This window comes from Bradyrhizobium sp. CCH5-F6, assembly GCF_001556045.1.
Lineage (GTDB): Bacteria > Pseudomonadota > Alphaproteobacteria > Rhizobiales > Xanthobacteraceae > Bradyrhizobium.
Genome location: NZ_LSIC01000107.1, coordinates 1 through 23,759 on the forward strand (window position 1 = coordinate 1; position 23,759 = coordinate 23,759).

Genomic DNA, 23,759 nt, shown 5'->3' on the forward strand with positions numbered 1-23,759 from the left:
AGAAGTTGGTGGGATTGTCCAGGGCCGAGTTGACGCTCTTGCCGGTCGACAGACGATTCTGTGTCGTGGCGAGAAGGTCAGCGGTGGACTGGAGGGAGAGCAGGTTCTGACGAACCGATGCGGAGAGAACGATACCGGACATGACTCTGTTACCTTTCTGGTAAACGACGCTACTGTTACGCGTCTGCTTGGATCGAGATTGACCCAGCGACCGGCGGACCGTGGCGCCGAGACTTCTAACGAAGCATGAAATGAAACCCCTGCTTTTGTCGGCTCGCGCGTGATTCGGAAGCCAAAGCGGCCCGCATCGTCGCACCGCCACATCGACATGACGTTGGGAACATTGAGCTTTTCCGCACCGAGGCCGGAGGTTTACAGCTCGTTAACTAATTACGAGCGAGAATCAGGCCTTGATGAGCCGCAACGAACGCTCGGTTACGAAAGCGTTGATGGAGAACAGGCAATGGCCCTCAAGGTCGAGCTCAGACCGCACGAACGCATCATCGTCGGCAACTGCGTGATTACCAACACGGACCAGCGCGCCCGCCTCCTGATCGACGGCGACAACGTGCCGATCCTGCGCGAGCGCGACATCCTCACGCCGGAGACAGCCGATACGCCCGCCAAGCTCGTCTATCTGGCGGTCCAGCTCATGTACATCTCGCCGGATCCGCAGACCCAGCACGGCACCTATTTCAACCTGGTGCGCGACATCGTCACGGCGGTGCCGAGCTCCTGGCCGATCATCGAAGCCATCAACAACAACATCCTGAACGGCGACCTCTACCGGGCGCTGAAGGACGCGCGCAAGCTGATTGCCTATGAAGAGAAGCTGCGGGATCAGTACGCGGCCACGCATCCCAAGGCGGAAGCGGACAAGGCCGATGTGAGCTCCGCCGCCTGACCAAACGCTATCGCGCGCTCAAGCCGCGCGAACGACAACGGCCCCGGATGACCTCCGGGGCCGTTGTCGTTTCAGGCATGCGTCGATGCTACTGCGCCGCGAGCGGCGGCGCCTCGACCTCGACCAATCCGCAGTTGCTCCGCCGTCCACCGAACTCCAGCACGGCCGCGACCAGCGCATCGATATCGGCCTCCTCGGTACGGTGATTGACGATCGCCGCGCGGATCGCAAACCTGCCGTCCAGCGTCGTGCTCGACGGCGCGGCGAAGCCGGACTCCTGGACATCGGAGACGATCTCGCGATTGACCGCATCGTCGGCGCGGTAGCGGAAGCAGACGATGTTGAGATTGACCGGCGCCAGCAATTCCAGCAGGGGTTCGGCCAGCACGCGCGCCTCGAGATATTTTGCGAGCGCGCAGCTTCGCGCGATCGCCGCGCCAAGTCGATCGGTGCCGAACGTCTTCAGCGTGAACCACGTCTTCAGCGCGCGAAAGCCACGCGACAGATCGGGGCCGAGATCGCAAGGCCAGACAGCGCCCGCTGCAAGCCCCCTCGCCTCGCGGCGCAGATAGGCCGCCGGCTGCGCAAAGGCCTGCCGGTGCTGCTCGCCGTCGCGCACCAGGAGGAAGCCCGCGTCGTAGGGCACCTGTCCCCATTTGTGGAAGTCGAGCGCAATGGAATCCGCGAGCTCGATGCCGCCGAGCAGCGGCGCCAGCTCGGGCGACAGGATCGCGAGCGCACCGAAAGCGCCGTCGACGTGAAACCAGATTCCTTCCTCCCGGCACAGCCCGGCGATTGCCCGGAGGTCGTCGATCGCGCCGATATCGACCGTGCCGGCGGACGCGACCACCAGGAAAGGCTTGAAGCCGACCTCGCGATCAACGGCGATCTGCGCGCGCAGCACCGCGACGTCGATACGATGATCGGCATCGACATCGATCTTGCGCAGCGCATCGGTACCCAGCCCGGCAACGTCCATCGCCCTGGAGACGCAGCCATGCGCGGCCTGCGACGTGTAGGCCGTGAGCAGCGCACCGTCGTTGCCGATGCCATGCTGGCGCACCAGCGTGCCGAGCGCAGCCGTGCGCGCAACCAGCACCGCCATCAGATTGGCCATCGACGTTCCTGTGACGAAGATGCCGCTGGCGCTGTCGGGAAAGAGGAACAGCCGGCGCATCCAATCGACGATCTGTCGCTCGACCTCGATCGGCATGTGATCGCGCCCGCCGAGATTGGCGTTCAGGCCTGCCGCGAGCATTTCCGCGAGCATGCCGACCGCGGTGCCGCCGCCATGAACCCAGCCCATGAAGCCGGGATGGACGTTGCCGGTCGCATAGGGAGCGATCTGCTCGGAGAACTCGCGATAGACCTCGGCGAGGTCGCCCGCCTCGCGCGGCACGTCGGACCTGAATGCCGCACGAACCTCATCGGGGATCGGCTGCCAGACGGGGCGCGACCGAATGTTGGCAATGCCGTCGATCGTCTCGTCCAGCATGCGATGGGCCAGCGCGCGAAATTCGCTCCAATCCTGCGGGTCGAGCGAGGCGCTCGTGACGGAAGCTTTCGCGTTGCGGATGATCTCGTTCATGTTGCGCACTCCCTGCCCGCTTGTGCGTACCGCGACAGCATCGCCGTGAACGCGGCAAAGATCTTGCGCATCTGCGGCGGCTTGTAAGGAAACACGACCGGCGAATCCATGTTGTGCACCACGGCGGTATTGTCGGCCTCGAACACCAGGAGCTCGCCTTTCTCGTTCTCGGCGCAATCGACGATGAAGTAGTCGAGACCGACGCGCCGGCTCAACTCGTCGAGCGCGCGTTCGTGGCGCGCGGCGAAGGCGTGATCGAAATCGCGCATGAAGACGGCTTCCTCGGCCCGCTTCTCCTCGCTGAACGCCATGTAGGCGTTGAGATACCAGATGTCCCATCGATCGGCGATCGCCATGTGGCAGGCGTACGGCTTGTCGTCGACCATGGCGAGACGATACTTGCGATAGAGCCCGTCGGGGCTCGCATAGTCAACGAATCGTGCGACGAAGAAATCCTGCTCTTTCCGTTCGGCGAGATAGGCCGCAAGCGACGCGGCGGCGTCGAGCTTCGCGAGTCCGACGCCGGCATGCGAGCCACGCGGCCGCGCGATGATCGGAAAGCGCAATTCGCCCGCGATGTCCTCGCAGGCGATCTGGCCCTGGGCGAGATCGGACAATTGCGCGCGGGTTGCGTGGATGGTCGCCGGAATGTCCAGGCCGGGCACGCCGGCCAGCAGCCGATACAGCTTGTCGCGATCCAGATTGCCGATGCGGTCAGGACGATTGAGCAGCGGCCGCGGCCAGTGCGGCGCAGCCTTTTCGATCAGCGCGAGCGCCTCGCGGCATTCCTCGGAATCGGAGGCGATCACGATGGCGACGTCGTGCTCGGGCAAGGTTTCCGGCAGCCCGACGCCCTTGATCACATAAAGAGTCAGCAACTCGATGTCGGAGCCTTCGAGCAGGAAATCGATCGGCGTGTTGCCGCCCATGTCGATGTCGGCCGCAAGCGCGAGCACGCGCAAGCCGGGCTGCGAAGCCGCACTGGGCGTACGGAATAATTGATGGAAGGTCAGCACTTCGGACTGGATCGCAAGCCCCTGATCCTTGTCGCCCAGGAGCTGGGTGATCAAGGAGAGATCCAGTCCTTCGCCCGCCAGCGCGGTCCCCGCCGCGATCCGCGCCACGAGTTGGTCGCGCAACGGATGCAGATCGACGCCTTCGAAGGCCTGTCGCGTCAGCCGCGCAAAGCCGATGCGGTCGGCATAGTTCGCGGCGGTGAGGCCGATCGGCGCGGAAACTGGATGCTGCATCTCACACCTCGAACGCGGGCTTGGTCGGTACGGCCGCAGCTGCGCCACGGTCGAGCAGCAGTTCGATCTTCACCAGGACCCGGGCGATGCGGTCGAGAACCTGCTGCACATTGCGTCGCGTCTCGGCCGCGTCCGGCGACCAGGCCTCGGTCACGAGCCGTGCGCCGACGCAGAGGCGCAGCAGCGCCTGCGGCGCCTCGTCCTGCCGCTCCAGCCGAACCGGCTGGCCGATGAGGCAACGCAGCGCGGCGGTCTGCCGGTCCGCCGCGTTGCCGCTGATCGCATCGTTCATGTCGCGCGCGAGCGCCCGTTGAACGTCCCCGGTCTCGGCAATCGTGACCGGCTTGCCGTCGCGCAGCAGCGCGAACGGAAAGATCGTGGCCTGCGCGAATTCCTCGTCGTCCGCGTCAGCCATGTTGGCCGCGATTGGAGCAGAGCGCAACGACGACGAGGACTCGATCATGCCGCCGATGCCGGCGGCGAGCTCGGCGAGCATCTGGGCGCGGAAAGCCCCGGGCACGGCGTAGTAGCTGCCGATCTCGGCCAGAGCCGCCTCCCAGCGCAGCCACTGACCGAAATTCGGACGACGCTCGAAGCGCGAACGCAGCGTCGTCCAAGCCATAGGCCAATCGCAACGGCCGGCATAGTCGAGAATACCAGGCACGATCCCCTCGACCTGGTCGAGCGAACGCGAAAGGCCCTTCGGCACCAGCAGCGCACCGCTGAAGGCAGGCCCGCCGAAGAATTTCGAGCCGGTGATCAGCACCATAAAGCCGCGGTCGAGATAGGAGCGCAGCCGGCGTCGGCCAAGCCTGGCCTGGCAGGCGTCGACCACGATCTGAACCTTGCGTGGCCAGCGCCGCGCGATTTCGTCGAGGCAGGCCGCGCTCGGTGCACGCCATCCGAGCTTCGAGGAATCCATGATCTGGAGCAGCACGGGCGCGCCTTGCGCGATCGTGGCCTCGACCGCATGCAGCACCGCGTCATCGGCGTCCGCGCGCATCGCGATCCCGGGCGCGGTCTCGAGCAGTGGCACCGCAAGACTTGCGCCGGCGAGCCCGGCAACCGCGCCGTCCTTGCGAACCGCAAAGCCGCTCGCCGTCATCGCGCTGAAATGGTGCCCGCGGGACGTATGGATCGTCCCGCTTCCGGTCTGGTCGGCGCCGACCACGATCGTCACCGGCCGCGCGCCGAGCATCGTCCGCGCCAGGAACAGGGCGTGGAGCTGGGAGTCCGTGCCGGACGGCGAGAACACCACGTCGACGCGCGGCGAGAGCTGGAGATGGCCGCGCAGCTCGTCGCGCATGTCCTCGCAGCGTGCATCGAAAGCGACCTCCACCTCGTCGAACAGGCACTTGTGCATCAGGTGTTCGCGCGCCAGCGCGGCGCGGTCATAGGCCGCCTGCGAGATCGTCGAGGCGGTCGAGGAGGCGAAATTCCAGATCTCTGGCTCCGGCGAAGCCGCGCAGCCATAGACGTTGACGCGGTCCCTGGAATCGAGCGCGAGCCGCGAATCTCCGCCGGAGACGAGCAGCGTGTCGAGGGGCGTGAAGAGATCGCGCAGGCGATAGCGCGAGTCGCCGTCGGACGCGCGTTCCGGTTCTGACAGACGGGATGCGCCGCCGCTCATCCCGGAAGGCTCACGCCGCGGCATCGGCCGCCGCCACTGGCGCCGGTGCGAATTGCGAGGCGATGTCGCCGTGGAACACCGATGGTCCGACGTGATCGAGCGAGCTCTGGATGTCGGCCCAGATCTCGCCGCCGATGTCGGTCCAGCGCTTGCAGAAGGCGAAGTCCTCGGAAAGATACGTGCCGGTCGCCGGATCGATCATGCATTCGAACAGCGCGAACCGATTCTGGCTCGCCGCCAGCGTGTCGTGCGAATGCTCGCGGAAGAATTGCAGACCTGCGTAGTTCGGATGACGGCACATCGCCTCCAGCGCGTGGCGGCGGATCATCAGGAAGCCGGTGCCGGCATAGCGCACGCGGGTGAATCCGTTGACCACGACGATGCGGTCGGGATCCTCGATCTCGAGCACATAGTCGAGCGAAGCTGCCGGCACGTCGGCGCGGCCGGCCTCGATCGCGCGCTTCGCCTTGTCCCAGTTGACCCGCTTGATCGGATAGCAGCCGGCGACGACATCAGCGCCGCATTCGATCAGCCGGAACACCTGCTCGGGCTTGAAACCGATGTCGGCGTCGATGAACAGGAAATGCGTCGCCCTGGGATCGTCCAGGAACATGGCGACGAGGTTGGCCCGCGCTCGCGTGATCAGCGCGTCGCCGTCGCGCAAGTGCACCTTGAGCTCGAGATTGGACATGCCGTGCACGGCGCGCTGGAGCGCGAAGATCGAGCTCGCATAGATGCTCGACACCTGCCCGCCGAAGCACGGCGTGGCCACCACCAATTGCATCCTGTCCGACATCGGCAGCTCCGCCCCGCTCCAATCCTCACCAAGAGGTAAAGAGGCATGGTTAACGGCGTCTTAACGCGGCCTTACAGGAACTTGACGAGCGAGAGCTGCGCCAGGTTCGAGGTCACCTGGTAGGACGCCTGGAGCGCGTTCTGGAGCGCCAGGATCTCGCTCGCGACCTGGTCCGGCGAGGCCGATTCCGCCTGGTCGATGATGCTCTGGAGCTGCGCCTTGGCCTGGGTCTGCCGCGTGGTCGCGTCCTTCATCGTGTTCTGGGCCATCGCGATGTCGGTCTGGATGTCCTCGATGCGCTGCTGGCCGGGCTGCTGGGTCAGCGCCTGCGTCACCCGCAGGCTCAGCGCCGAGACCTGCCCGCCCGAATACTGCCCGGTCGGCGAGGTCGAGAACGTCCCGAACACCGCGATCGCCTGCAATTGCCGGCGGATCGCATCCTCATTGGCCTGGGCGCCATATTGCACCGTGACGGCATCGTCGACCCGCGCCATCGCGGTCGAGCGCGCCGAGCCGGGCCCGTCATTGCCCAGATACCACTTCACGGTAGTGGCCGAGCCGTTCACCAGCGTGGTTGCCGAACTCGCCGGTGACGAGCCGACCCGCAACGGCGGCTGCGTGGCGGTCACGGGCGTCGCGCCGAAGCCGAGCGAGCTCAGCGCCCCCGTGTTCGAGGTCGTGATGTTGAGGCTCGCCGCATCGTCGGTGTTGATCGTGATCGAACCGCCATGGACGGTCGACGGCTTCGACGTCCCCGTGATCTGGTCGACCTTGCTCAGCAGGGTCTGGATGCTGTCGGTGACGTTGAGCTGATTGCCGGTCGCGCCCGAGCTGACGAAGGTCAGCGTGGTGCCGTTGACGGTGATGGTGTCGCCCGCGACGAAGCCTGGCGAGATCGAGTCCGAGGGGCTCGCGCCGGACAGTGCCGTCGCGCCCGTGACGGGAGCCGGCGGTGCTGCCTGGTTGTTGACGGGCGTGCCGATCGCAGAGCTTGCGGTGTTGAAGAAGTTGTCGCCGGCGACGATCGCGGACGCCGCCACCAGCGAGGTGTTGGCCAGCTTGGTGATCGCGGTGTTCAGCGCGGTGTTGAGGTTCGCGGCCGTATTGTTCGGATTGACCGGCGTGCTCGCATCGATCGCGAAGCTGCCGAGCGGCGTCGGCGTCGCCGTGGACGCGGTCAGGTCGATCTGCTCGGTCGTGCCGTCCGGCAAGGTGAACTGAATGCTGAGCTTGTCGCCATTGTTCGGATTGACGCCGTTGAGGTCGACCGAGAACGATACCGGCGAGCCGCTCGGGCCGGTGACGGTCGCGCCCGTCAAGGTCGAGGACACCGCCTTGATCTTGAGCCCGAACGGCGATCCGGCGACGTCCTCGGACACCTGCACAGAGCTCGGCGTCGGCTGCGTCTGCACCAGCCGCCCCATGCCGTTGGCGCCGAGGTCGGCGGCCTGACGCTCCGCCATCACGGTCTTGAAGCCGGCCTGCGTCGTGGTGCCGTTGATGATGTCGCCGGCATCCGCGACCGACTGCGTGTTCACGGCCGTTCCCGAAAACAGATAGCGGCTGCCGGTCTGCGTGTTGAGGACGCCGACCATCGAGCCGAACTGGGCGGCCGCGGTGTTCTGCGCGATGGTCTGGCCGTTGACGTTGAGATCCTGCGCGGTACTGGCCGAGCCCGTCTGCACCGTGCTGCGGATCTTCGTCAGCGATTGCAGCGCTGTATTGGCGAGGTTGATGCTGACGTTGACGTTGGTGATCGTGTCGGTATAGGCGGCGATGTTGGAGAGCTGCGCGCGGCCGGCGATCGCAAAGCCCTCGTTGGTGCCCATGCCGGCGTAGTTCTGCGACAGCTTGCCGGTCGACAGCTGCGTCGACAGGTCGGTGAGCTGCTGATTGATGTTTCGGATCTGCGCGCCGAGAACCGACGAGGAGTAGTTGATGCTGCTGATCGACATCTGTCAGAGCCCTGTTACTTGTTACACTTGAGCCTGGAGCAACGTGTTCATCATGCTCTGCACCACCGACATGACGTGGGCGTTGGCGGCATAGGCATTCTGAAGCTGGATCAGGTTCGACATCTCCGAGTCCAGATTGACGCTGGCGGTCGAGTCGAACTTGGCCTGGAGCGTCGAGACCACGACGCTCTGGCCCTGCTGGAGCTGGGTCGCCTGGGTGGCCGCGTTGGCCTGGACGCTCAGGAACTGCTGGAGATAGCTCGAGACGCTGCCGGTGAACGGCTGGCTCGCCGAACCGAGGCCGCTCTGCGGCGAATAGGAGAACACCGCACTGGTGAGCTGCGAATAGAGGTAATCCGAGCGCGTGGTGTCGCCCGCGGGCGTTACCGGCGAGGTGTTGTACACCGACATCCGCGTCGGATCGTTGACCAGTTGGGTGTTCACGGCGATGCGCCCGGCAAGCCCGGTCATCTGCGAGCCCGATGCAGTGATTGCGCCGGTGAAGAGCGCCTGCCCGCCGTCGGTGAACAGCGGCAGTTGCGGATTGCCCGAGGTCAGCGACGAGATCGTCTTGGTGGTCGAGGCCGAATTGACCTTGGTGAGACCGGTGTTGTCGTCGGTCACCCGCAGCGTCGTGGCCGTCGCCGGCGACGGAGCGGCCGAGAACGACAGATGCGTGCCTGACAGCGCGGTATTGAGCGCAGAGGCGATCGCGCCCATGCCGCCGGCGAAATCGACGCCGATCCGCATCGGATTGGCGTTCGTCGCGTTCTGCAGCGGCAGCGCCGCCGGGTCGGTCACGTTGACGAGCGTGATCTGGCGCTGCGTGTTGGTGGTCGTGTCCGTGTAGGTGATGTTGACGGTGTTGCCGGGCGCCGCACCGGCGAGGTCGAGATCGAACCCGGCCGGCGGACCGGAGACCGTGCTGCCGGCGGTGGTCTTGTCGGACAGCGCGCTCGACATCGTCGCGGCGAGCTGGTCGATCTGGTTCTGCGCCTGCACCAGCATCTCGTCGCGCAGCTTCAGGTCGGCCGCGATCTGGCCGGAAGACACCACGTTGTTGGCGACGACGTCGACCTGCGAGCCGTTCGGCAGCTTGATGTTGAACGCACCGACGCCGGACTTGGCCGGGTCGATGTTGTAGAGCGAGGTCGCCGACAGCGCGCCGGCGGAGGCAAAGGAGAATTCCGAGGCGAGCCCGGCGCCGACCAGCTGAATGCCGGTCGTGGTGTAGATGTTGGCCTGGTTCGAACCGTCGGTGGTGACGCGAACGTCGACATATCTAGACAGCGTGTTGATGGCCTGGTCGCGCTGGTCCATCAGTGTGGCGGCCGAGGGATCGGTCGCCGACAGGCCCTGGAGCCTGGTGTTGATGTCGGCGATCTGCTTCATCGCCGCGTTGGCGGCTTGCGCGGAGTTGCCGAGATCCTGCTCGACATTGGAGCGCAACGACTGGATACCCGTGGTGGTGACGTTGAGCTGCCGCGCCAGCGCCTGCGCCGCGCCGAGCGCGACGGTCTGCGCCGAGGACGCGCCCGAGCTGGTCGACAGCGCCTGGAGCGCGGTGGTGAAATTGTTCAGCGCGGTTTCGAGCGTGCCGCTGTTGCCGGGCGTGCCATAGACACTCTGAAGCTGCTTCAGGATGTTGGCCATCTGGTCGGCGTAGCCGCTGCCGCCGTTCTCGGTGCGCAGCTGATTCAGCACGTAGGTGTCGAGCTCGCGGCTGACACCGGTGGTCATCGCCGTCGCGCCGAACTCGCCGGTGGTGACCTCGATCTGGTTCGCCCTCTGGACGACGTAACCCGGCGTCTGCGAATTCGCGACGTTCGAGGAGACGATCGAGAGCGCGGCCTGGTTGGCACGCAGGCCGCTCATCGCACTGGCGAGGGCTGAACTCAAACCCATATCACTGGCCGCCTTTGGTTACGTTACGCGCCGATCAGCGCAACACGTTCAAGAGGTCCTGCACCATCGAATTCGCGGTCGTGATCACCTTGGTGTTGGCCGAATAGGCTTGCTGGGTCACGATCAGCTTGGTGAATTCGTCGGCGATGTCGGTGTTGGATCCCTCCAGCGACGAGCCGCTGATGGTGCCCGAGGCGCCGTCGATGGCGTCTCCCGACTGCTCGGTCGCGGCATAGGCGCCGCCGTCCATCGCCTTCAGATAGTTGGTGCCGTTGAAGTGCGACAGCTGAACCTGCGCGAGGTTGAGGTTCTGGCCATTGGAGAAGGTGCCGACCACGATGCCGTTGTTGTTGACGGCAACCGAGCGAAGCTGACCGGCGGCATAGCCGTTCTGCGTGATGGTGTTGATGGTCACCGCGCCGCTGGTGCTGGCATATTGCGTCAGTCCGCCAGAGGAGATGTTGAAGGCGACGGAGCCGAGCGACTGGCCGCTGACGCTGACGTTGTTGATGGTGATGCCCGAGCCGCTCGGCGAAGTCAGCGAGCCGTCTGCGGCAAAGGTGAAGGCCTGGCCGGTATTGACCCAGCCGACCGTCGTGCCGGTCGCATTGGGATCGGTCTGGTAGAACAGGTTCCAGGTGTCGGAATGGCCGGCGCCCAGCGAGGCGCTGTCGGTCTTGGCCCAGCGCAATTGCAGGTTCACCGGCGTGCCGGCGGCGTTGTAGGCGGTCACCGCGCCGCCGCTGATCGATTCCTTGGTGAAGGTGGCGATGTCGTTGCCGATTACGCCGCCAGTGCCGGCCGTGCCGCCGCCGTCGCGGTTCTTGGTGATGGTCGAGGTGAAGCCTAGCGCGGCGAAGGCAGCGCTGTTCGAGCTCGACACCGACAGGTTGGACACGGTGCCGGTGTTCAGCGTGATCACGCCGCCGCTGCTGATCGACGATCCCGACGCGCCGGACAGCGCGTCGATCTTGCCGAGCAGGGTCGTGATGTTGTCGGTGATGTTGATCTGGTTGGGACCCGAGGCGCCCGAGGCCATGAAGGTCAGCGTCTGACCGTTGACCGTGATGGTATCGCCGGCAGCGAAGCTGGACGTGAGCACCTGAGCGCCGCCGGCGGTCGCCGAGCCGCTCAGCACCGTTGCGCCCGAGATCGCGGGCGAGGACAGCACGTTGCCGCCGCGGGTCACGCTGCTGATGCCGAGTGCGGTGGCGGCCGTGCCGCTGCCGACGGCCACGTCGGTGCCGGTGCCGCTCGAGATCTGGATATTGCCGCTGGCGGAGAGCGAAGCCGTGACGCCGGCGCCGCCCGCGGTCTGGATCGCGTTCAGGATGTCCGCAACCGTCGCCGTCGTGCCCGCGCCCAGGCCGATCGTGGTGTTGTTGCCGACCGTCGAAACCGTCGTGCCGGCGTTGAAGGTGATCGTGTTGCCATTGATCGTCAGCGTCTGGCCGCTCAACGCGGTGAGAATGCTGGAGGCGAGATGCGTGCCGACGGTGTTGTCGAGGGAGGTGGTGGTCGAGGCGACCGCAGACGAATTGTTCTGGAGAGCGACCGTGCCGGTGGCCGTCGTCGACGAATACGCGGAACGGATGTTGCCGGTGGCGGCTGCGCCTGACACCGTGGCGTTGGCATAGGGCGCGGGCGGTGTGCCGACCGGCAGCGGGTTGGCGGTGAAGTCGGACGGGTTCAGCCCGCCGGCCGCCAGCAGCGTGCCGGCCGCCGCTGTCGTTTTCGCCACCGTGTTCGGCTGCGTCGGCAGGTTCGCAGCGTACTGGATCGAGGTGGTCGCCTGCGCCGGAATGAAGTTGTTCTGGAATTGCAGCACGTTTGCCACGCTGCCTGTCGGGTTGCCCGTCTTCGGGTCGACCGTGACGCCCATCAGGTAATAGCCGGCGCCGTTGACCAGATTGCCGTTGGCATTGAGCTGGAAGTCGCCGCGCCTCGTGTAGTAGGTGACGCCGGTGAACACCGGCACGTTGTCGACGACGCCGCTCGCCTTCTGGATCGAGAAGAAGCCGTCGCCGGTGATCGCCATGTTGGTGGCGACGGTGGAGGACGAGATCGTGCCCTGCGTGGTGATGGTGGCCTTCGCATTGGCCGTCACGCCGCCGGCGACCTGCTTGCTGGGGACCGAAGAGTCGGGAATGAGGTCGACGAAGCTGGTGCCGATGCCCTTGTAACCGGTGGTGGACGAGTTCGCGATGTTGCCCGAGATGTTCTGAAGCGCGAAGGACTGCGCCTGCAGGCCACCCACCGAGGTGTTCATTGCATCGAAGATACCCATAACTTTGTCTCCAAATCCGATCTCGGCGGCCGGTCGACCATGGCCGCAATCGGTAAGAGACGTCGCAAGGGCTATGCCAATGCAGGTATCCTCAAGAAATCAATGACTTAAACAGACATGCCCCGGTCGGATGACCGGGGCACAATTGCCGGGCCGGCAACAATTGCCGGGGCATGACCTCATTCCGGAGCGGTCCGCAGGACCGAATCCGGAATGACACCTCAAGTCGCCGACGCCGCAGCCGGGTGGAAGACCAGCCCGAAACCATCGATGCAGTAGCGCAATCCGGTCGGCTTCGGGCCGTCGTCGAAGACATGGCCGAGATGACCGCCGCAGCGGCGGCAATGCACCTCGGTGCGGACCATCCCATAGGCGCGGTCCTCGGTCTTTCCGATATTGCCCTCGATGGGCGCATAGAAGCTCGGCCATCCCGTGCCGCTCTCGAACTTGGTCTCGGACGAAAACAGCGGCAGGTCGCAGCCGGCGCAGGCGAAGATGCCCTTGCGCTTCTCCTTGAGCAGCGGGCTGGAGCCCGGCCGCTCCGTGCCGTGGTTGCGCAGGATCTCATATTGCTGCGGCGTGAGCTGCGCGCGCCATTCGGCCTCGGTCTTCACGATCTCGAACTTTCCCGCGGCCTTCTCGCCGGCCTCGGCGGGGGATGCCGTCAGCCAGCGGAAGGCCGAAAAGCCAAACAGGCCGGCGACGGTCGATAGCAGGATGCGGCGGTCAAACATCTCATTCTCCGTGCGGGAGCTTCCACGCCCTGAGATACGGGCTCTAACGGCCGACGTTACAGGTTCGGGCGGAATTTTTCTCTGGGCCTATTGCGGGACGCCATCGCCTTGCGAGGCCGGTTCCACGCTCTGTGCCGCCGCTCTTGGCGGCGGAGCCGGCCGCGGCCGGACGCCGGCCTGCGGGCGGCGCGGGCCCGTGCCGGCCGCCCGATTGGCTTCGGCGAGGCGCGCCTCGCGCTTCCTGTCCTTGACGCGGGCCCGCTCGCGGTAACGGGCGAGCGAGCCGGCGACGGCGGAACTCGCCCTGCTCCAGATCCCGACCAGCTGGCCCGCGACGCGGCCCGTGGTGCCGCCCGCCCAGACCAGTTCAAATGGCGAAAACAACCGCCAGCGCTCATCGCCACGCAGAATGCTGCGCGCGATCATCTGTCCGGCCATGGCGGAAGTGTTCATGCCCTGGCGGCCGAACCCGCTCGCGACCCACAGGCCTTTGCGCAGCTGGCCGATCTGCGGCATGCCGTGCACGGTCTGGCCGGTGGCGCCGCCGAACATGTCGGCGATCTCGACATTGCCGAGCGCCGGAAAAATCGTGCGGATCCGCCGCCTGACGGCGCCAGCGAAGCGCTGCGGGCGTGCCGCCCAGGTGGTCTCCGGGCTCTCCCACATCAGCCGGTCGCCATCGACGATCCGGAAATGGTCGACACCGTCGGAATCCGTCACCGATCCCTTGAAGGCGATGATCTCGTGAAGCCGCTCGCCGAGCGGCGCGGTCACGCCGGCATAGCGCCAGACCGGCAGGAGCGTGTCCGACAGACGCTTCAAGGGCGCACCGAGGTGAATGTTGCCGGCGAGCACGATATGGCTCGCCCGCAGCCGCGCCGAGGGCGTGACGATGCGCTTGCGGATGCCGGAATGATCGATGCTGACGACCGGCGTGTCCTCGAAGATGCGGGCCCCTGCCCGCCGCGCCAGCGCCGCAAGGCCGTGCACATATTTGCGGCCGTCGACCTGGAACGCCCTGGGATAGTACACGCCGTGGAAGTAGCGATCGGTCTTGAGCAGCTCGCGGACGCGTTCGGCCTGCCAGCCCTCGACCTCGGTATCGAAATCCTCGTTCAGCATCTGCAACCGGCTGATCAGCCGGTCGCCGGCATCGACGTTGGAGACTTCCAGCACGCCCTCGCTCAGGGCAATTCCCGGCATGTTCTCGTCCGTGACGTTGGCCCGGACGATCTCGGCGCCCTCCTTCGAGAGCGTCCACAACTCGCGCGCGTCCTCGAAGCCGATGCGCTCGATCAGGTCGGTGAGCGGCAATGCAAAGCCCGGCATCACAGTGCCGAGCTGGTTGCCCGAGGCGTTCCAGCCGATATGCCGGCCCTCGAGCACCGCGACGCTGGCCCCGAGCCGGGCAGCTTCCAGCGCGACGGAAAGGCCGGCAAGCCCCGCTCCGACGACGCAGATGTCGACGTCCAGATCGAACGACAGCCGCTCGCGGTCGCGAAAGCCGGCTTCTTCCTGGGACACGCTTGTGAAAGTCTCGCTCATGGCGTTTCTTAAGATACCAACCCGGCGCCTGTCACCTTGTCCTCAACCGGCGCCTGTAGATTATTCTGGACGTGGAACGATTCGAGAATGCCATGCGCCGTTTGATGCTGCTGCGTCACGCCAAGACCGAGACCGACGCGCCGAGCGGCCGTGACCAGGATCGCCGCCTCGACGAGCGCGGCCACAAGGATGCGGCGCAGATCGGCGACTGGATCGCCGCCCATCCGCCCTTCCCCGATACCGTGCTGGTGTCGCATGCCGTCCGTGCCCGGCAGACCTGGGACATCGCCTGGGAGGCGATGAAGGACCGCGTCGCAGCGCCGCAGGTCGAGGTCCTGCCGGAACTCTATGGCGCCGATCCTGCCGAGATCCTGGCGGCCATTCGCACGGCGACCGCGCCAGCCGACCCAAAGCAGTTGCTGCTGATCGGCCACAATCCCGGCATGCACGAGGTCGCGCTGATGCTGATGGGCAGCGGCGATCCGGCCGGTGCCAGGGCACTCGGCGACAACCTGCCCACCGCGGGGCTTGCGATCTTCGACTTTGACGTCAAGGATTGGGGTGACGTGGCCTACCGCCGCGGCAAGCTTGTGCTGTTCGTCAGCCCCAAGCTGCTTCGATCGGGATGATCGCGCGACCTACCGGCAAGACATGCTGACCTGGAGATTTGGAGGCGCAGATGTTCAAGTCCATCCTCGTGCCCATCGACCTCGCCGATACCGATCTGGCAAAACCGGCGATCGCGACCGCAGCGACGTTGTCGCAGACCTGGAGCGGCACGGTGCGCCTGCTCAACGTGCTGCCCATGACGCCGGTGATGCTGGCCGAATACGTACCGGCCGATTTCGACGAGCAGCAGCGCCAGACCTCGGAGGAGGCCCTCGCCATCGTCGCGCGCGAGTCCGGCATCGAGCCGGGCCGCATCTCCAGCGTGGTGCGCCAGGGCGGCATCTACCACGAGATCCTGGAGGAAGCCGCGCAGATGAAGGCCGACCTGATCGTGATGACCTCGCACCGGCCGGCGATGCGCACCTATTTCCTCGGCTCCAACGCCGGACACGTCGTGCGCTACGCCAAATGCTCGGTGCTGGTGGTCAGGCACTGAGCGCGGCGCCTGGCTTGCTTCGTAGCCCGGGTGAGCGAAGCGACACCCGGGATCGCTCGCGGTGAGAATCCCGGATATCGCTTCGCTCATCCGGGCTACAAGATGTCGAGTTGCCCGTCGGCAAAACACCCAAGCCGTCGGTCAACCCATGCCACCGAAAATATTCCACTTTACCGAAATTCGGAAACAACGTATTTGTTGCCTCACCCCGGCCCAAGGAAGAGGGGCGTATCGCGATCGTCACGAACGCGGGCCGGGCAGCGGTGGACGTGGGTGACACCGGCGCGAAGGGTTTTGCAGGGCAGGCAACTGTGAGCAAGACCGTCGCGCATACGACCGGTGTCATCGGCGTACGGCAAAATCGTGTGGTCCTGACGCCCGGGGTCTGTGCGTCAAGTCTTGTGGTGATTCGTGTCGTCCAACCGGACGCACACATCAGCCATCCGCAAGGCGACGGGGGCAATAGTGCATCGCTCCCCGGGGAGAGCGCGACATAAGCCGTCAAACCACTGCGCAGGGAAGGCCGGGATGTCCTGGCTACACCTGTATGCCGCTGTGCAGCTTCTCACCACGCAGATTCCGCACAGTGGACCTCGGGTGCCAGCGGGCTCCCGGTCTTCCCTGCCCCCTCTTTCAGTTGAGGGTGAGCAAGAAGCAAAGCTCGGGCGAAATGAGCCGCGAGAATGCGGAAGTGCGTCCGCAATGAAGATACGATTCGAGAGAACGACGCCTTTCACCCCGTACTCCGTCATTGCGAGCGCAGCGAAGCAATCCAGAATCTTTCCGCGGACGCATTTCTGGATTGCTTCGCTGCGCTCGCAATGACGATGTTGAGTCAGGTGTGCGCCACACACTCGCTCTCGTGCCCCGCACGCTCTGCGCCGCAACGCTGAGGGCGTTGCAGCGCGTCCGGGACACGCGGGGATCACAGATACCGCGTCAGCTCGGCCTTGAACTGCCCGTACACCGCATCCTCGATCTGGCTGCGCGTGATGCCGATGTCGCGCAAGGCGCGGTCGTCGAGCTCGTTCAGCGTCTTGACGGCGGAGCGGCGCTCCAGGCGGTTGAACAGCGCAGAGGCGGCGTGGGCGAGCGCACTGAAAAATCCGCCCGATGAGGATGGGCGTAAGCTCCGCCCGGCAGTTTGCGAGATCGTGGTCATTTCTTCTTCTCCGGCGTGTCGTTCCGCGCGGCGAAGCCGATGCCGTTGGCGCGGACGCCGTCAGCGCCTGCACCTCATTTGCCGTCGGATTGCTCTCGCTCACCTCGGCTCAATCGCGGAACTTGATGGAACTTAAATGCTCCAGTACACTTCTCGGAGCAAGTAAAACATTGCTCTCGGTGCAATAATGTCCAAGTTCGAGTACGTGAAGCTTGCCGATGCCATTGCGGCCGATATCACTAACGGCACGTTAAGGCCCGGCGACCGACTGCCGCCGCAGCGCAATTTTGCCTATGACCGCGGCATTGCGGTCTCGACCGCGAGCCGGGTTTATACGGAATTGCTCCGCCGCGGACTCGTGGTCGGCGAGGTCGGTCGCGGCACGTTCATCTCGGGCGACGTCAGGCGCGAAGTGCAGACGCTCAGCGAGCCGGCCGAGGCGCGCATCAATTTCGAGGTCAACTATCCGCTGCTGCCGCAGCAATGGGCGATGATCGCCAAGAGCCTTGCGGGGCTCGAACGCGTCGATGCACTCGAATCCGCGTTGCGCGTCTCGACCAGCACGGGCACCAGGAGCGCGCGCAATGCGGCCGCCGCCTATCTCGCGCGCAAGGATTTCGCGCCGCAGGCCGAACAGATCTTCTTCACCGCCAACGGCAAGCAATCGCTCGCGGCCGCGCTTGCGGCGCTCGTTCCCACCGGCGGCCGCTGCGGCGTCGAGGCGCTGACCTATCCTTACGTCAAGAGCATCGCCGCGCGGTTGGGCGTGACGCTGGTCCCGATTCCGATGGACGAGCACGGCGCGCGGCCGGACGCCATCCAGAAGGCGCATCGCGAGGCCCACCTGTCGGCGCTGTATCTCCAGCCCATCATCCAGAATCCGCTCGGCGTCACCATGAACGCGACACGGCGCGCCGACATCATGCGCGTCGCCGAAAAGCTCGATCTCACCATCATCGAGGACGCCGTCTACGGCTTCCTGGCCGACGACACGCCGCTCGCGGCGCTCGGGCCGGACCGCTGCATCGTGATCGACAGCCTCTCCAAGAAGGTCGCGCCCGGTCTGGCGCTGGGCATCCTCGTCTCGCCGCCCCATCTGCGCGAGAGCGTGATGAGCGCGGTGCGCACCGGGGGCTGGATCGCCTCCGGCCACGCGCTGGCCGCCGGGCAACGGCTGATGGCCGACGGCACCGTCGCCGAGCTGACGCGGCTGAAGCGCATCGACGCCGCGCGCCGCCAGCAGACCGTCGCAAGGCTCCTGGCCGGCTACCAGCTCGCCGCCGACCCGCGCTCCTATCACCTCTGGCTGACGTTGCCGCCGCACTGGCGCTCGCAGACCTTCGTTGCCGCGGCAGCCAGGCGCGGCATCGCGCTGACGCCGTCCTCGACCTTCGCAATTGCCCATGGTCATGCGCCGAATGCGGTGCGGCTCGCGCTCGCCCCGCCCACGCCCGAGCAGCTCGATTCCGGCCTGCGCACGATCGCCTCGCTGCTCGGCACCAAGGAAGAGGATTTCGACTCGACGGAGTAGCGATCGCTCTATGGCAGCAAGGACCGGGGCAATTGACCGAAGCTGTAGCTCCGCGGCCGGTTGCGCCGGACGAAGCCGCCGACCTGCCAGGCGAACAGCGCAGCAAAGCCGAGGATGAACAGCACGCCCGCGAACTCGCCGATCATGAGGGCGCGGATCAGCAGCCCCGTCATGGCCACCGTGAGCATCGCCAGGAACACCAGCACTGCCGTATAGGTCTTGCGGCCAAGCCCTGCACTCAGCGTCGCCCGGCTGCCCGCCTTCGCCATACGCTCATGAAGCGCGACGATGAACTGGCGAAAGCCGTTGTCCTGCGGCGCCATCAGGGCCGCCGTCTGCCAGCTCGTCGACAGGATCGCGATGCGGCCGCCGCCGGCGTGGCTGACATCGGCACGAAAGCGGTGCTGCTGCATCGAGACCGGGCGGAACGACAGCTGCACCGCCGAGATCTCGTCGTAGCGCCACAGGCCCGAGCGTCCGGGGATGTGCCAGGAGAGTCCTTCGTCCGTCAGCTCGAAGCGATGCGCCGAGCCGATCAGCGAGGCCTTGTAGGCGTAGCGCGTGGCCGCATCGGCTTCGGCTCCCGGCATATCGATCACAGGTCCCCTTCGCGATCCGCTTGCGCGGACGCCCTCGCCCATCCTACAAGCGGGACATGGCTGAGACGACCTATTTTCCGCGCCGCCTGATCCTCGGCGCCGCCATGATCTCCGGCGTGCTGCTCGCCCTCGCGGTGCACATGCTCGGCGCACGCTACGGACTCGATCTCGGCGGCCTCTGGCGCTCCGACACGCATGAGTTCATACCCGCAGGCGCGGCGATCGCGTGGTGGCTGATCGCCACGGTCGGATTTTCCGGCGGCTATTTCACGGCGACATTGATGCAGAGCGCCGTCTCCGGGCAGATCCCGCAACGGATGCGGCAATTCCTGATCGCGGTCGGCGTGCTGCTGCTTGCGGGAGCCGGCCAGGCGGCCTCGGCGCCGAGCCCGATCCCGACCGTCTCGGGTGTGCTTGCCGGCCTCGCCGCACTGTGCCTCGGTGCGGTGATGGCATTTTGCGGCGCGCATTTCGCGTTAAGGCGCGGCTGATCCCGCCGAGCCGCCCCTCGAGACGCATCAAGGGGGGCCAATGATCCACCTCAAAAAGGAAAACGCCGCGCGTTGGCGGCGCGGCGCTTCCCGGATGCACTGCGACGGCTAGCTCGCCGCGCGCAGATTCACCTTGCTCTCGGCGAGCGTGGTCAGCTTCTGATCGGTCGCCTTTTCCTCCTCGAGCGTCTTGGCGAGCACGGCGGCGCAGTCGTTGCGGCCGAGCTGCTTGGCCCAGGCGATCAGGCTACCGTAGCGGACGATCTCGTAATGTTCGGCGGCCTGCGCTGCGTTGATCAGCGCGGCGTCGAGCACCGCCTTGTCGGCGACTTCTCCGGCGGTCTCGTCGGCTTCCTCGATGATGCCGTCGATGGCCGGGCAGTCGACCGCCTTCACCGGGACGCCGTGCATCTTGAACACTTCCTCGAGTCGAGCGACGTGCTCCTTGGTCTCCTCGAGGTGCGTCAAAAAGCCCTGTTTCAGCTGAGGATCGGTGGCCTTGCTTGCCATCTTCGGCAGCGCCTTGGTGAGCTGCTGCTCGGCGTAATAGATGTCCTGGAGCTGGTGCACGAACAGGTCGTTCATGGTTTTGATGTCTTTTGTGAACAGTCCCATCGTTCCGATCCTCTCGGGTTTTGGGGAACACGGAGGCGTCGGCTTGCACGAAAAGCCGCATATTCCGCCATGTTCGATTGCTGATGGAGCCCAACGAGCACGCGGCATCGACGTTCCAAAAATCGTCTCTGACCATTTGCGCTGGAACAAGGCGGAGCGCGCCAGGATTTGAAATCATGTCGGCGAACTGACGCGCGAGCGGAGCGGGTTTCCCGACTCATATGCTTAACGCGCAGCCGATATGAACCGCGTATGACAAAAGTGGCCCGTCCGATGCAGAACCTATTGTTGTCAAGGACTGCACAAGGCGCTGGTTTTGCCTTAAATGAGCTGGATCATGCCTAGCGATCGATGCCTGCCTTTGGCCGTGATCGCGCCCGACCGGCCAATGCCTGGCCCGGTCGGACTTTGCCCCCTGCCGGGAGGATGAATGCACGGATTGCTGCCTGCGCTGAAACGCGGCTTCACGAGATGGATCGGCTGGCGACGGCTCGGAATTGCCGCGAGCATCTTCATCATCGCCCTCGCGATTACCACGCTGGTGCGGACCCTCAAGGGCATCGATACCGGCGTCATCCTGACCGCGTTGACCGAGATTCCCCGCGGGAGCATCGGCCTGGCGGCGATCTGCGTCTTCTTCGCGTTCTGCACGCTGACCTTCTACGACTATTTTGCACTGCGAACGATCGGCAAGAAGCACGTGCCCTATCGCATCGCGGCGCTCTCCAGCTTCACGTCCTACTCGATCGGTCACAACATCGGCGCCACGGTCTTCACCGGTGGCGCGATCCGTTTCCGGATCTACTCGGACTACGGACTGAACGCGATCGACGTCGCGAAAATCTGCTTCCTGTCGGGCCTGACCTTCTGGCTCGGTAACATCTTCGTGCTCTCGATCGGCTTGGCCATCCATCCGGATGCGGCGTCCTCGATGGATCAGCTTCCCCCATCGATCAACCGGCTGATCGCGCTCGGCGGCCTTGCCTCGATCGGGGCCTATCTCATCTGGCTGTGCATGGGCGAGAAGCGGCGCGAGCTCGGCCAGAAGGGCTGGAAGGTGGTGCTGCCCTCGGCGTCGCTGACGCTGGTGCAGATCCTGATCGGCGTGGTCGATCTCGGCTTTTGCGCCATGGCAATGTACCTGCTGATGCCGGCCAATCCGCCGATCGACTTCATGTCGCTGGCGGTGGTGTTCATCCTGGCGACGCTGATCGGCTTTGCCAGCCATGCGCCCGGTTCGATCGGCGTGTTCGATGCCGCCATGCTGGTGGCGCTGCCTCAATTCGGCCGCGAGGAGCTTCTGGCGACGCTGCTGGTGTTCCGCATTCTCTATTTCGTGATCCCGTTCGGCCTCGCCATCTCCATCATGGGCGCACGCGAGCTCTGGATGAACGTGGTCGAGCCCTGGCAGGAGCGGCGGCGGCTGGCGGAAGCCTGCGCGCAGGGCAACCTGCCCAAGCAGGTGGCCACGATGGAGCGCGAACGGGCACTGCGGCAGGCCGGCAAGCGGTAGGACCGAACTACGAAGCCGTCAGACGAAGGTTGCAGGCGGAGGTGCAATCATCTCTTATTTCCGCCTCAACTTTGCCGTTGAACAGCCGGGTCATGATCCCTCTCCCATTTCGCACCCTCCCTGCAGCCGCGCTGCTGCTTGCCGGCATTCTGACCGCATTACTGCCCGCGCCGGCCACCGCGCAGGACGCCGGCGCGATGCAGATCAGTTGGGAGGTGCGCAACCGCTTCCGCCTGTTCCGCGAAGAGCGCGACTTCCTGCTCCATGTCGAGAACGCGCGTAACCGCAGCATTCTCTCCGCCGAGCAGTCGCTGGGGCTCCAGAGCGAGGGCCGCGGCTGGGCGCGCAACATGGTCAACCGGCTCTGCATCGACCTCCAGGGCCGGGTCAACCAGCCCTGCACCCGCGATAACGTCAAAGAGAACTACATCACCCCGATCGACCATCCGGTGACGGTACGGCTGACCGGCGCGGTGCCGGTCGGCGCCACCTGCGCCTGGTCGTTCGACGACGGCGACGGCCCGCAACAATCGACGTTCGACTGCGCCGAGCCGATCAATTTGCGCGTGCGCTACGGCAGGCAGACGGTCGCGACCGTCGACGTCTCCTCCGGCTCCGATCCGACCCAGCGCATCCAGGCCGAGATCCAGGTCCGCGACATCTTCATCGCAGGCCTCGGGGACAGCGTCGCCTCCGGTGAGGGCAATCCGGACCGCCCGCTGGCGCTGTCCGACGAAGGATTTTGCTTCCGCTCCTATCTCGGCACCGCCGGCGCGCAGTACTACCGGCCGAGCCGCGCCGGCTTCAAGGGCGGCCGCGCCTGCGAGGCGCCGGATACGCTCGCCAACTGGCAACGCTACAGCGCGCTCTGGTTCAACGCGCCCTGCCACCGCTCGCTCTACAGCTATCAGGCCCGCACCGCGCTGGCGCTCGCGGTGCGCTACACCCACATCGCCGTGACCTTCCTGCCGCTCGCATGCACCGGCGCCAGCATCGGCGATGGCCTGCTCGGCTCGCAGCGCGCCCGCGAATGCCCGCCGGGCAAGACCGGCGTCTGCAACACCAGCGTGAATGCCCAGGTCGCCGAGCTGCGCGAGGCGCTCACCGCAGCGAAGAAACGTCAACCCGACCGCACGCTCGACCTCGTGCTGCTTTCGGTCGGCGCCAACGACGTCTACTTCTCCGGTCTCGTCGCCGACGTCATCGTCGAAACCGCGACTGAGCGGGCGCTCTTCCGCCGGTCCGGCGTGATCGCGAGCGTCGACGATTCCCGCGACGCGCTGACGCGCGAGCTGCCGCAGAGTTTCGTCAAGCTGCGCGAGGCGCTGAAGCCGCTCGTCGGCGGCGACCTCTCGCGCGTGGTCTATGTCTCTTACGCCAATCCCGCGCTCGCCGAGGGCGGCGTGCCCTGCCGCGGCGGCCGCGCCGGCTTCGACATCCATCCGGCCTTCAGCGCCGATCCGCAGCGCCTCGCCCGCGTCTCCACCTACGTCGACACGGAATTCCTGCCGCAGCTGAAGGGGCTCGCCACCTGTACCCGCGGTGCGCTGTGCCGCGATCCCGAAGCGGACCGCATGACCTTCGTCGACGCTCACCAGGCCACATTCGCCGATCACGGCTTCTGCGCCCGTTCCGGCAACGATCCCGAATTCGACCGCGCCTGCTTTGCCGAGAGCGGCCAGAGTTTCAATCCGGACATCGTGAGCGCGGCGAGCCAGCCGATGCTGTGCGGCCGCGGCGCCTCTGAATATCGCGCCTACCTGCCGCGCGCGCGCTGGATCCGCGACGCCAACGACAGCTATTTCGCTGCAATGACCTATCCGCAAGGCTTGCCGGCGGCGAGCCAGCCCTCCGACATTCATGATGCGACCTGGGGCGTGCTCTCCGCCGTCTATGGCGGCGCCGTGCATCCGAGCGCCGAAGGCCACGCCGCGATGGCGGATGCTGCGCTGCCGGCCGCGAGCGCCGTGCTGGGGCTCGATGCGGTGCCGCCGAACGTGACACGGGGATTTCTGCCGCAGCTATTGCCAAGCGCACGGCAATAGCGCGCCGAATTCGTAGCCCAGAGAGCGTAGCGACATCCGGGACCGCTTTCCCGCATATCGCTTCGCTCATGCGGGCTACGCAACGCTCGAAATTGCGATCGAGG

At 65.8% G+C, this 23,759-nt stretch carries 19 protein-coding genes; 7 read left to right on the forward strand and 12 right to left on the reverse strand.

Features of this window, described 5'->3' with window-relative positions; genetic code table 11:
• Positions 1-463: 463 nt before the first annotated feature.
• Positions 464-904: a flagellar biosynthesis repressor FlbT gene (flbT, locus tag AX729_RS19285; protein WP_061025870.1), complete on the forward strand. Its 441-nt coding sequence runs from the start codon at positions 464-466 to the stop codon at positions 902-904.
• Positions 905-992: 88 nt separating this feature from the next.
• On the opposite strand, the gene AX729_RS19290 is transcribed toward flbT, so the two are convergent.
• From AX729_RS19290 to AX729_RS19330, 9 genes are all read right to left on the reverse strand, one after another.
• A complete protein-coding gene (locus AX729_RS19290; protein ID WP_061025954.1) occupies positions 993-2,492 on the reverse strand; it encodes a pyridoxal phosphate-dependent decarboxylase family protein in 1,500 nt (499 codons plus the stop codon).
• Entirely contained in the window at positions 2,489-3,742 is a 1,254-nt protein-coding gene (locus tag AX729_RS19295) for an ATP-grasp domain-containing protein (RefSeq protein WP_061025871.1), read from the reverse strand. The genes AX729_RS19290 and AX729_RS19295 overlap by 4 nt, the downstream gene beginning before the upstream one ends.
• A 1-nt stretch (position 3,743) precedes the next feature.
• Positions 3,744-5,372: a hypothetical protein gene (locus tag AX729_RS19300; protein ID WP_197433629.1), complete on the reverse strand. Its 1,629-nt coding sequence runs from the start codon at positions 5,370-5,372 to the stop codon at positions 3,744-3,746.
• Between the two features lie 10 nt (positions 5,373-5,382).
• Positions 5,383-6,168, reverse strand: coding sequence for a hypothetical protein (locus AX729_RS19305; RefSeq protein ID WP_061025873.1), 786 nt, complete (start codon positions 6,166-6,168; stop codon positions 5,383-5,385).
• A 71-nt stretch (positions 6,169-6,239) separates the two neighbouring features.
• The gene (locus tag AX729_RS19310; protein WP_061025874.1) at positions 6,240-8,123 is read right to left on the reverse strand and encodes a flagellar protein; all 1,884 of its coding nucleotides are present in this window, start codon (positions 8,121-8,123) and stop codon (positions 6,240-6,242) included.
• 21 nt (positions 8,124-8,144) lie between these two features.
• A complete protein-coding gene (gene flgK, locus AX729_RS19315; RefSeq protein WP_061025876.1) occupies positions 8,145-10,028 on the reverse strand; it encodes a flagellar hook-associated protein FlgK in 1,884 nt (627 codons plus the stop codon).
• Between the two features lie 34 nt (positions 10,029-10,062).
• Positions 10,063-12,315 (reverse strand): flagellar hook-basal body complex protein, encoded by a 2,253-nt coding sequence (locus AX729_RS19320; RefSeq protein WP_061025878.1) that lies wholly within the window; start codon positions 12,313-12,315, stop codon positions 10,063-10,065.
• Positions 12,316-12,536: 221 nt separating this feature from the next.
• Positions 12,537-13,049, reverse strand: coding sequence for a peptide-methionine (R)-S-oxide reductase MsrB (gene msrB / locus AX729_RS19325; protein ID WP_061025879.1), 513 nt, complete (start codon positions 13,047-13,049; stop codon positions 12,537-12,539).
• An 87-nt stretch (positions 13,050-13,136) separates the two neighbouring features.
• Positions 13,137-14,594, reverse strand: a complete 1,458-nt coding sequence (locus AX729_RS19330; protein WP_061025882.1) for an NAD(P)/FAD-dependent oxidoreductase — start codon at positions 14,592-14,594, stop codon at positions 13,137-13,139.
• A 92-nt stretch (positions 14,595-14,686) separates the two neighbouring features.
• On the opposite strand from AX729_RS19330, the gene AX729_RS19335 reads away from it, so the two are divergent.
• Together AX729_RS19335 and AX729_RS19340 are read left to right on the forward strand one after the other, a co-directional pair.
• Entirely contained in the window at positions 14,687-15,223 is a 537-nt protein-coding gene (locus AX729_RS19335) for a SixA phosphatase family protein (protein ID WP_061025956.1), read from the forward strand.
• A gap of 50 nt (positions 15,224-15,273) precedes the next feature.
• Entirely contained in the window at positions 15,274-15,699 is a 426-nt protein-coding gene (locus tag AX729_RS19340; RefSeq protein WP_028137496.1) for a universal stress protein, read from the forward strand.
• 925 nt (positions 15,700-16,624) lie between these two features.
• Here AX729_RS19340 and AX729_RS19345 read toward each other — a convergent pair.
• Positions 16,625-16,861 (reverse strand): DUF1127 domain-containing protein, encoded by a 237-nt coding sequence (locus AX729_RS19345; protein ID WP_061025884.1) that lies wholly within the window; start codon positions 16,859-16,861, stop codon positions 16,625-16,627.
• 187 nt (positions 16,862-17,048) lie between these two features.
• Between AX729_RS19345 and AX729_RS19350 the strand changes: the two genes are divergently transcribed.
• Positions 17,049-18,392 (forward strand): aminotransferase-like domain-containing protein, encoded by a 1,344-nt coding sequence (locus AX729_RS19350; RefSeq protein ID WP_061025886.1) that lies wholly within the window; start codon positions 17,049-17,051, stop codon positions 18,390-18,392.
• Between the two features lie 8 nt (positions 18,393-18,400).
• Here the strand turns inward: AX729_RS19350 and AX729_RS19355 are convergent, their stop codons facing one another.
• Positions 18,401-18,982 carry a hypothetical protein gene (locus tag AX729_RS19355; RefSeq protein ID WP_061025959.1) on the reverse strand — a complete coding sequence of 194 codons (582 nt, stop codon included), beginning with the start codon at positions 18,980-18,982 and terminating at the stop codon, positions 18,401-18,403.
• A 65-nt stretch (positions 18,983-19,047) separates the two neighbouring features.
• Between AX729_RS19355 and AX729_RS19360 the strand changes: the two genes are divergently transcribed.
• Entirely contained in the window at positions 19,048-19,482 is a 435-nt protein-coding gene (locus tag AX729_RS19360; RefSeq protein ID WP_061025888.1) for a hypothetical protein, read from the forward strand.
• 108 nt (positions 19,483-19,590) lie between these two features.
• Here AX729_RS19360 and AX729_RS19365 read toward each other — a convergent pair whose 3' ends face one another.
• A complete protein-coding gene (locus AX729_RS19365; RefSeq protein WP_061025891.1) occupies positions 19,591-20,097 on the reverse strand; it encodes a YciE/YciF ferroxidase family protein in 507 nt (168 codons plus the stop codon).
• Between the two features lie 430 nt (positions 20,098-20,527).
• On the opposite strand from AX729_RS19365, the gene AX729_RS19370 reads away from it, so the two are divergent.
• Both AX729_RS19370 and AX729_RS19375 read left to right on the forward strand, forming a co-directional pair.
• On the forward strand, positions 20,528-21,610 hold the full coding sequence (locus tag AX729_RS19370; protein WP_061025892.1) for a lysylphosphatidylglycerol synthase transmembrane domain-containing protein: 1,083 nt from the start codon (positions 20,528-20,530) through the stop codon (positions 21,608-21,610).
• A gap of 92 nt (positions 21,611-21,702) precedes the next feature.
• A complete protein-coding gene (locus tag AX729_RS19375; RefSeq protein ID WP_061025961.1) occupies positions 21,703-23,655 on the forward strand; it encodes an SGNH/GDSL hydrolase family protein in 1,953 nt (650 codons plus the stop codon).
• The last annotated feature ends 104 nt before the right edge of the window (positions 23,656-23,759 follow it).

Excerpts from the sequence above, each read along its gene's own strand:
- flbT (WP_061025870.1), top strand. The coding sequence starts at position 464 with ATGGCCCTCAAGGTCGAGCTCAGACCGCACGAACGCATCATCGTCGGC.
- AX729_RS19290 (WP_061025954.1), bottom strand. The coding sequence starts at position 2,492 with ATGAACGAGATCATCCGCAACGCGAAAGCTTCCGTCACGAGCGCCTCG.
- AX729_RS19295 (WP_061025871.1), bottom strand. The coding sequence starts at position 3,742 with ATGCAGCATCCAGTTTCCGCGCCGATCGGCCTCACCGCCGCGAACTAT.
- AX729_RS19300 (WP_197433629.1), bottom strand. The coding sequence starts at position 5,372 with ATGAGCGGCGGCGCATCCCGTCTGTCAGAACCGGAACGCGCGTCCGAC.
- AX729_RS19305 (WP_061025873.1), bottom strand. The coding sequence starts at position 6,168 with ATGTCGGACAGGATGCAATTGGTGGTGGCCACGCCGTGCTTCGGCGGG.
- AX729_RS19310 (WP_061025874.1), bottom strand. The coding sequence starts at position 8,123 with ATGTCGATCAGCAGCATCAACTACTCCTCGTCGGTTCTCGGCGCGCAG.
- flgK (WP_061025876.1), bottom strand. The coding sequence starts at position 10,028 with ATGGGTTTGAGTTCAGCCCTCGCCAGTGCGATGAGCGGCCTGCGTGCC.
- AX729_RS19320 (WP_061025878.1), bottom strand. The coding sequence starts at position 12,315 with ATGGGTATCTTCGATGCAATGAACACCTCGGTGGGTGGCCTGCAGGCG.
- msrB (WP_061025879.1), bottom strand. The coding sequence starts at position 13,049 with ATGTTTGACCGCCGCATCCTGCTATCGACCGTCGCCGGCCTGTTTGGC.
- AX729_RS19330 (WP_061025882.1), bottom strand. The coding sequence starts at position 14,594 with ATGAGCGAGACTTTCACAAGCGTGTCCCAGGAAGAAGCCGGCTTTCGC.
- AX729_RS19335 (WP_061025956.1), top strand. The coding sequence starts at position 14,687 with ATGCGCCGTTTGATGCTGCTGCGTCACGCCAAGACCGAGACCGACGCG.
- AX729_RS19340 (WP_028137496.1), top strand. The coding sequence starts at position 15,274 with ATGTTCAAGTCCATCCTCGTGCCCATCGACCTCGCCGATACCGATCTG.
- AX729_RS19345 (WP_061025884.1), bottom strand. The coding sequence starts at position 16,861 with ATGACCACGATCTCGCAAACTGCCGGGCGGAGCTTACGCCCATCCTCA.
- AX729_RS19350 (WP_061025886.1), top strand. The coding sequence starts at position 17,049 with ATGTCCAAGTTCGAGTACGTGAAGCTTGCCGATGCCATTGCGGCCGAT.
- AX729_RS19355 (WP_061025959.1), bottom strand. The coding sequence starts at position 18,982 with ATGCCGGGAGCCGAAGCCGATGCGGCCACGCGCTACGCCTACAAGGCC.
- AX729_RS19360 (WP_061025888.1), top strand. The coding sequence starts at position 19,048 with ATGGCTGAGACGACCTATTTTCCGCGCCGCCTGATCCTCGGCGCCGCC.
- AX729_RS19365 (WP_061025891.1), bottom strand. The coding sequence starts at position 20,097 with ATGGGACTGTTCACAAAAGACATCAAAACCATGAACGACCTGTTCGTG.
- AX729_RS19370 (WP_061025892.1), top strand. The coding sequence starts at position 20,528 with ATGCACGGATTGCTGCCTGCGCTGAAACGCGGCTTCACGAGATGGATC.
- AX729_RS19375 (WP_061025961.1), top strand. The coding sequence starts at position 21,703 with ATGATCCCTCTCCCATTTCGCACCCTCCCTGCAGCCGCGCTGCTGCTT.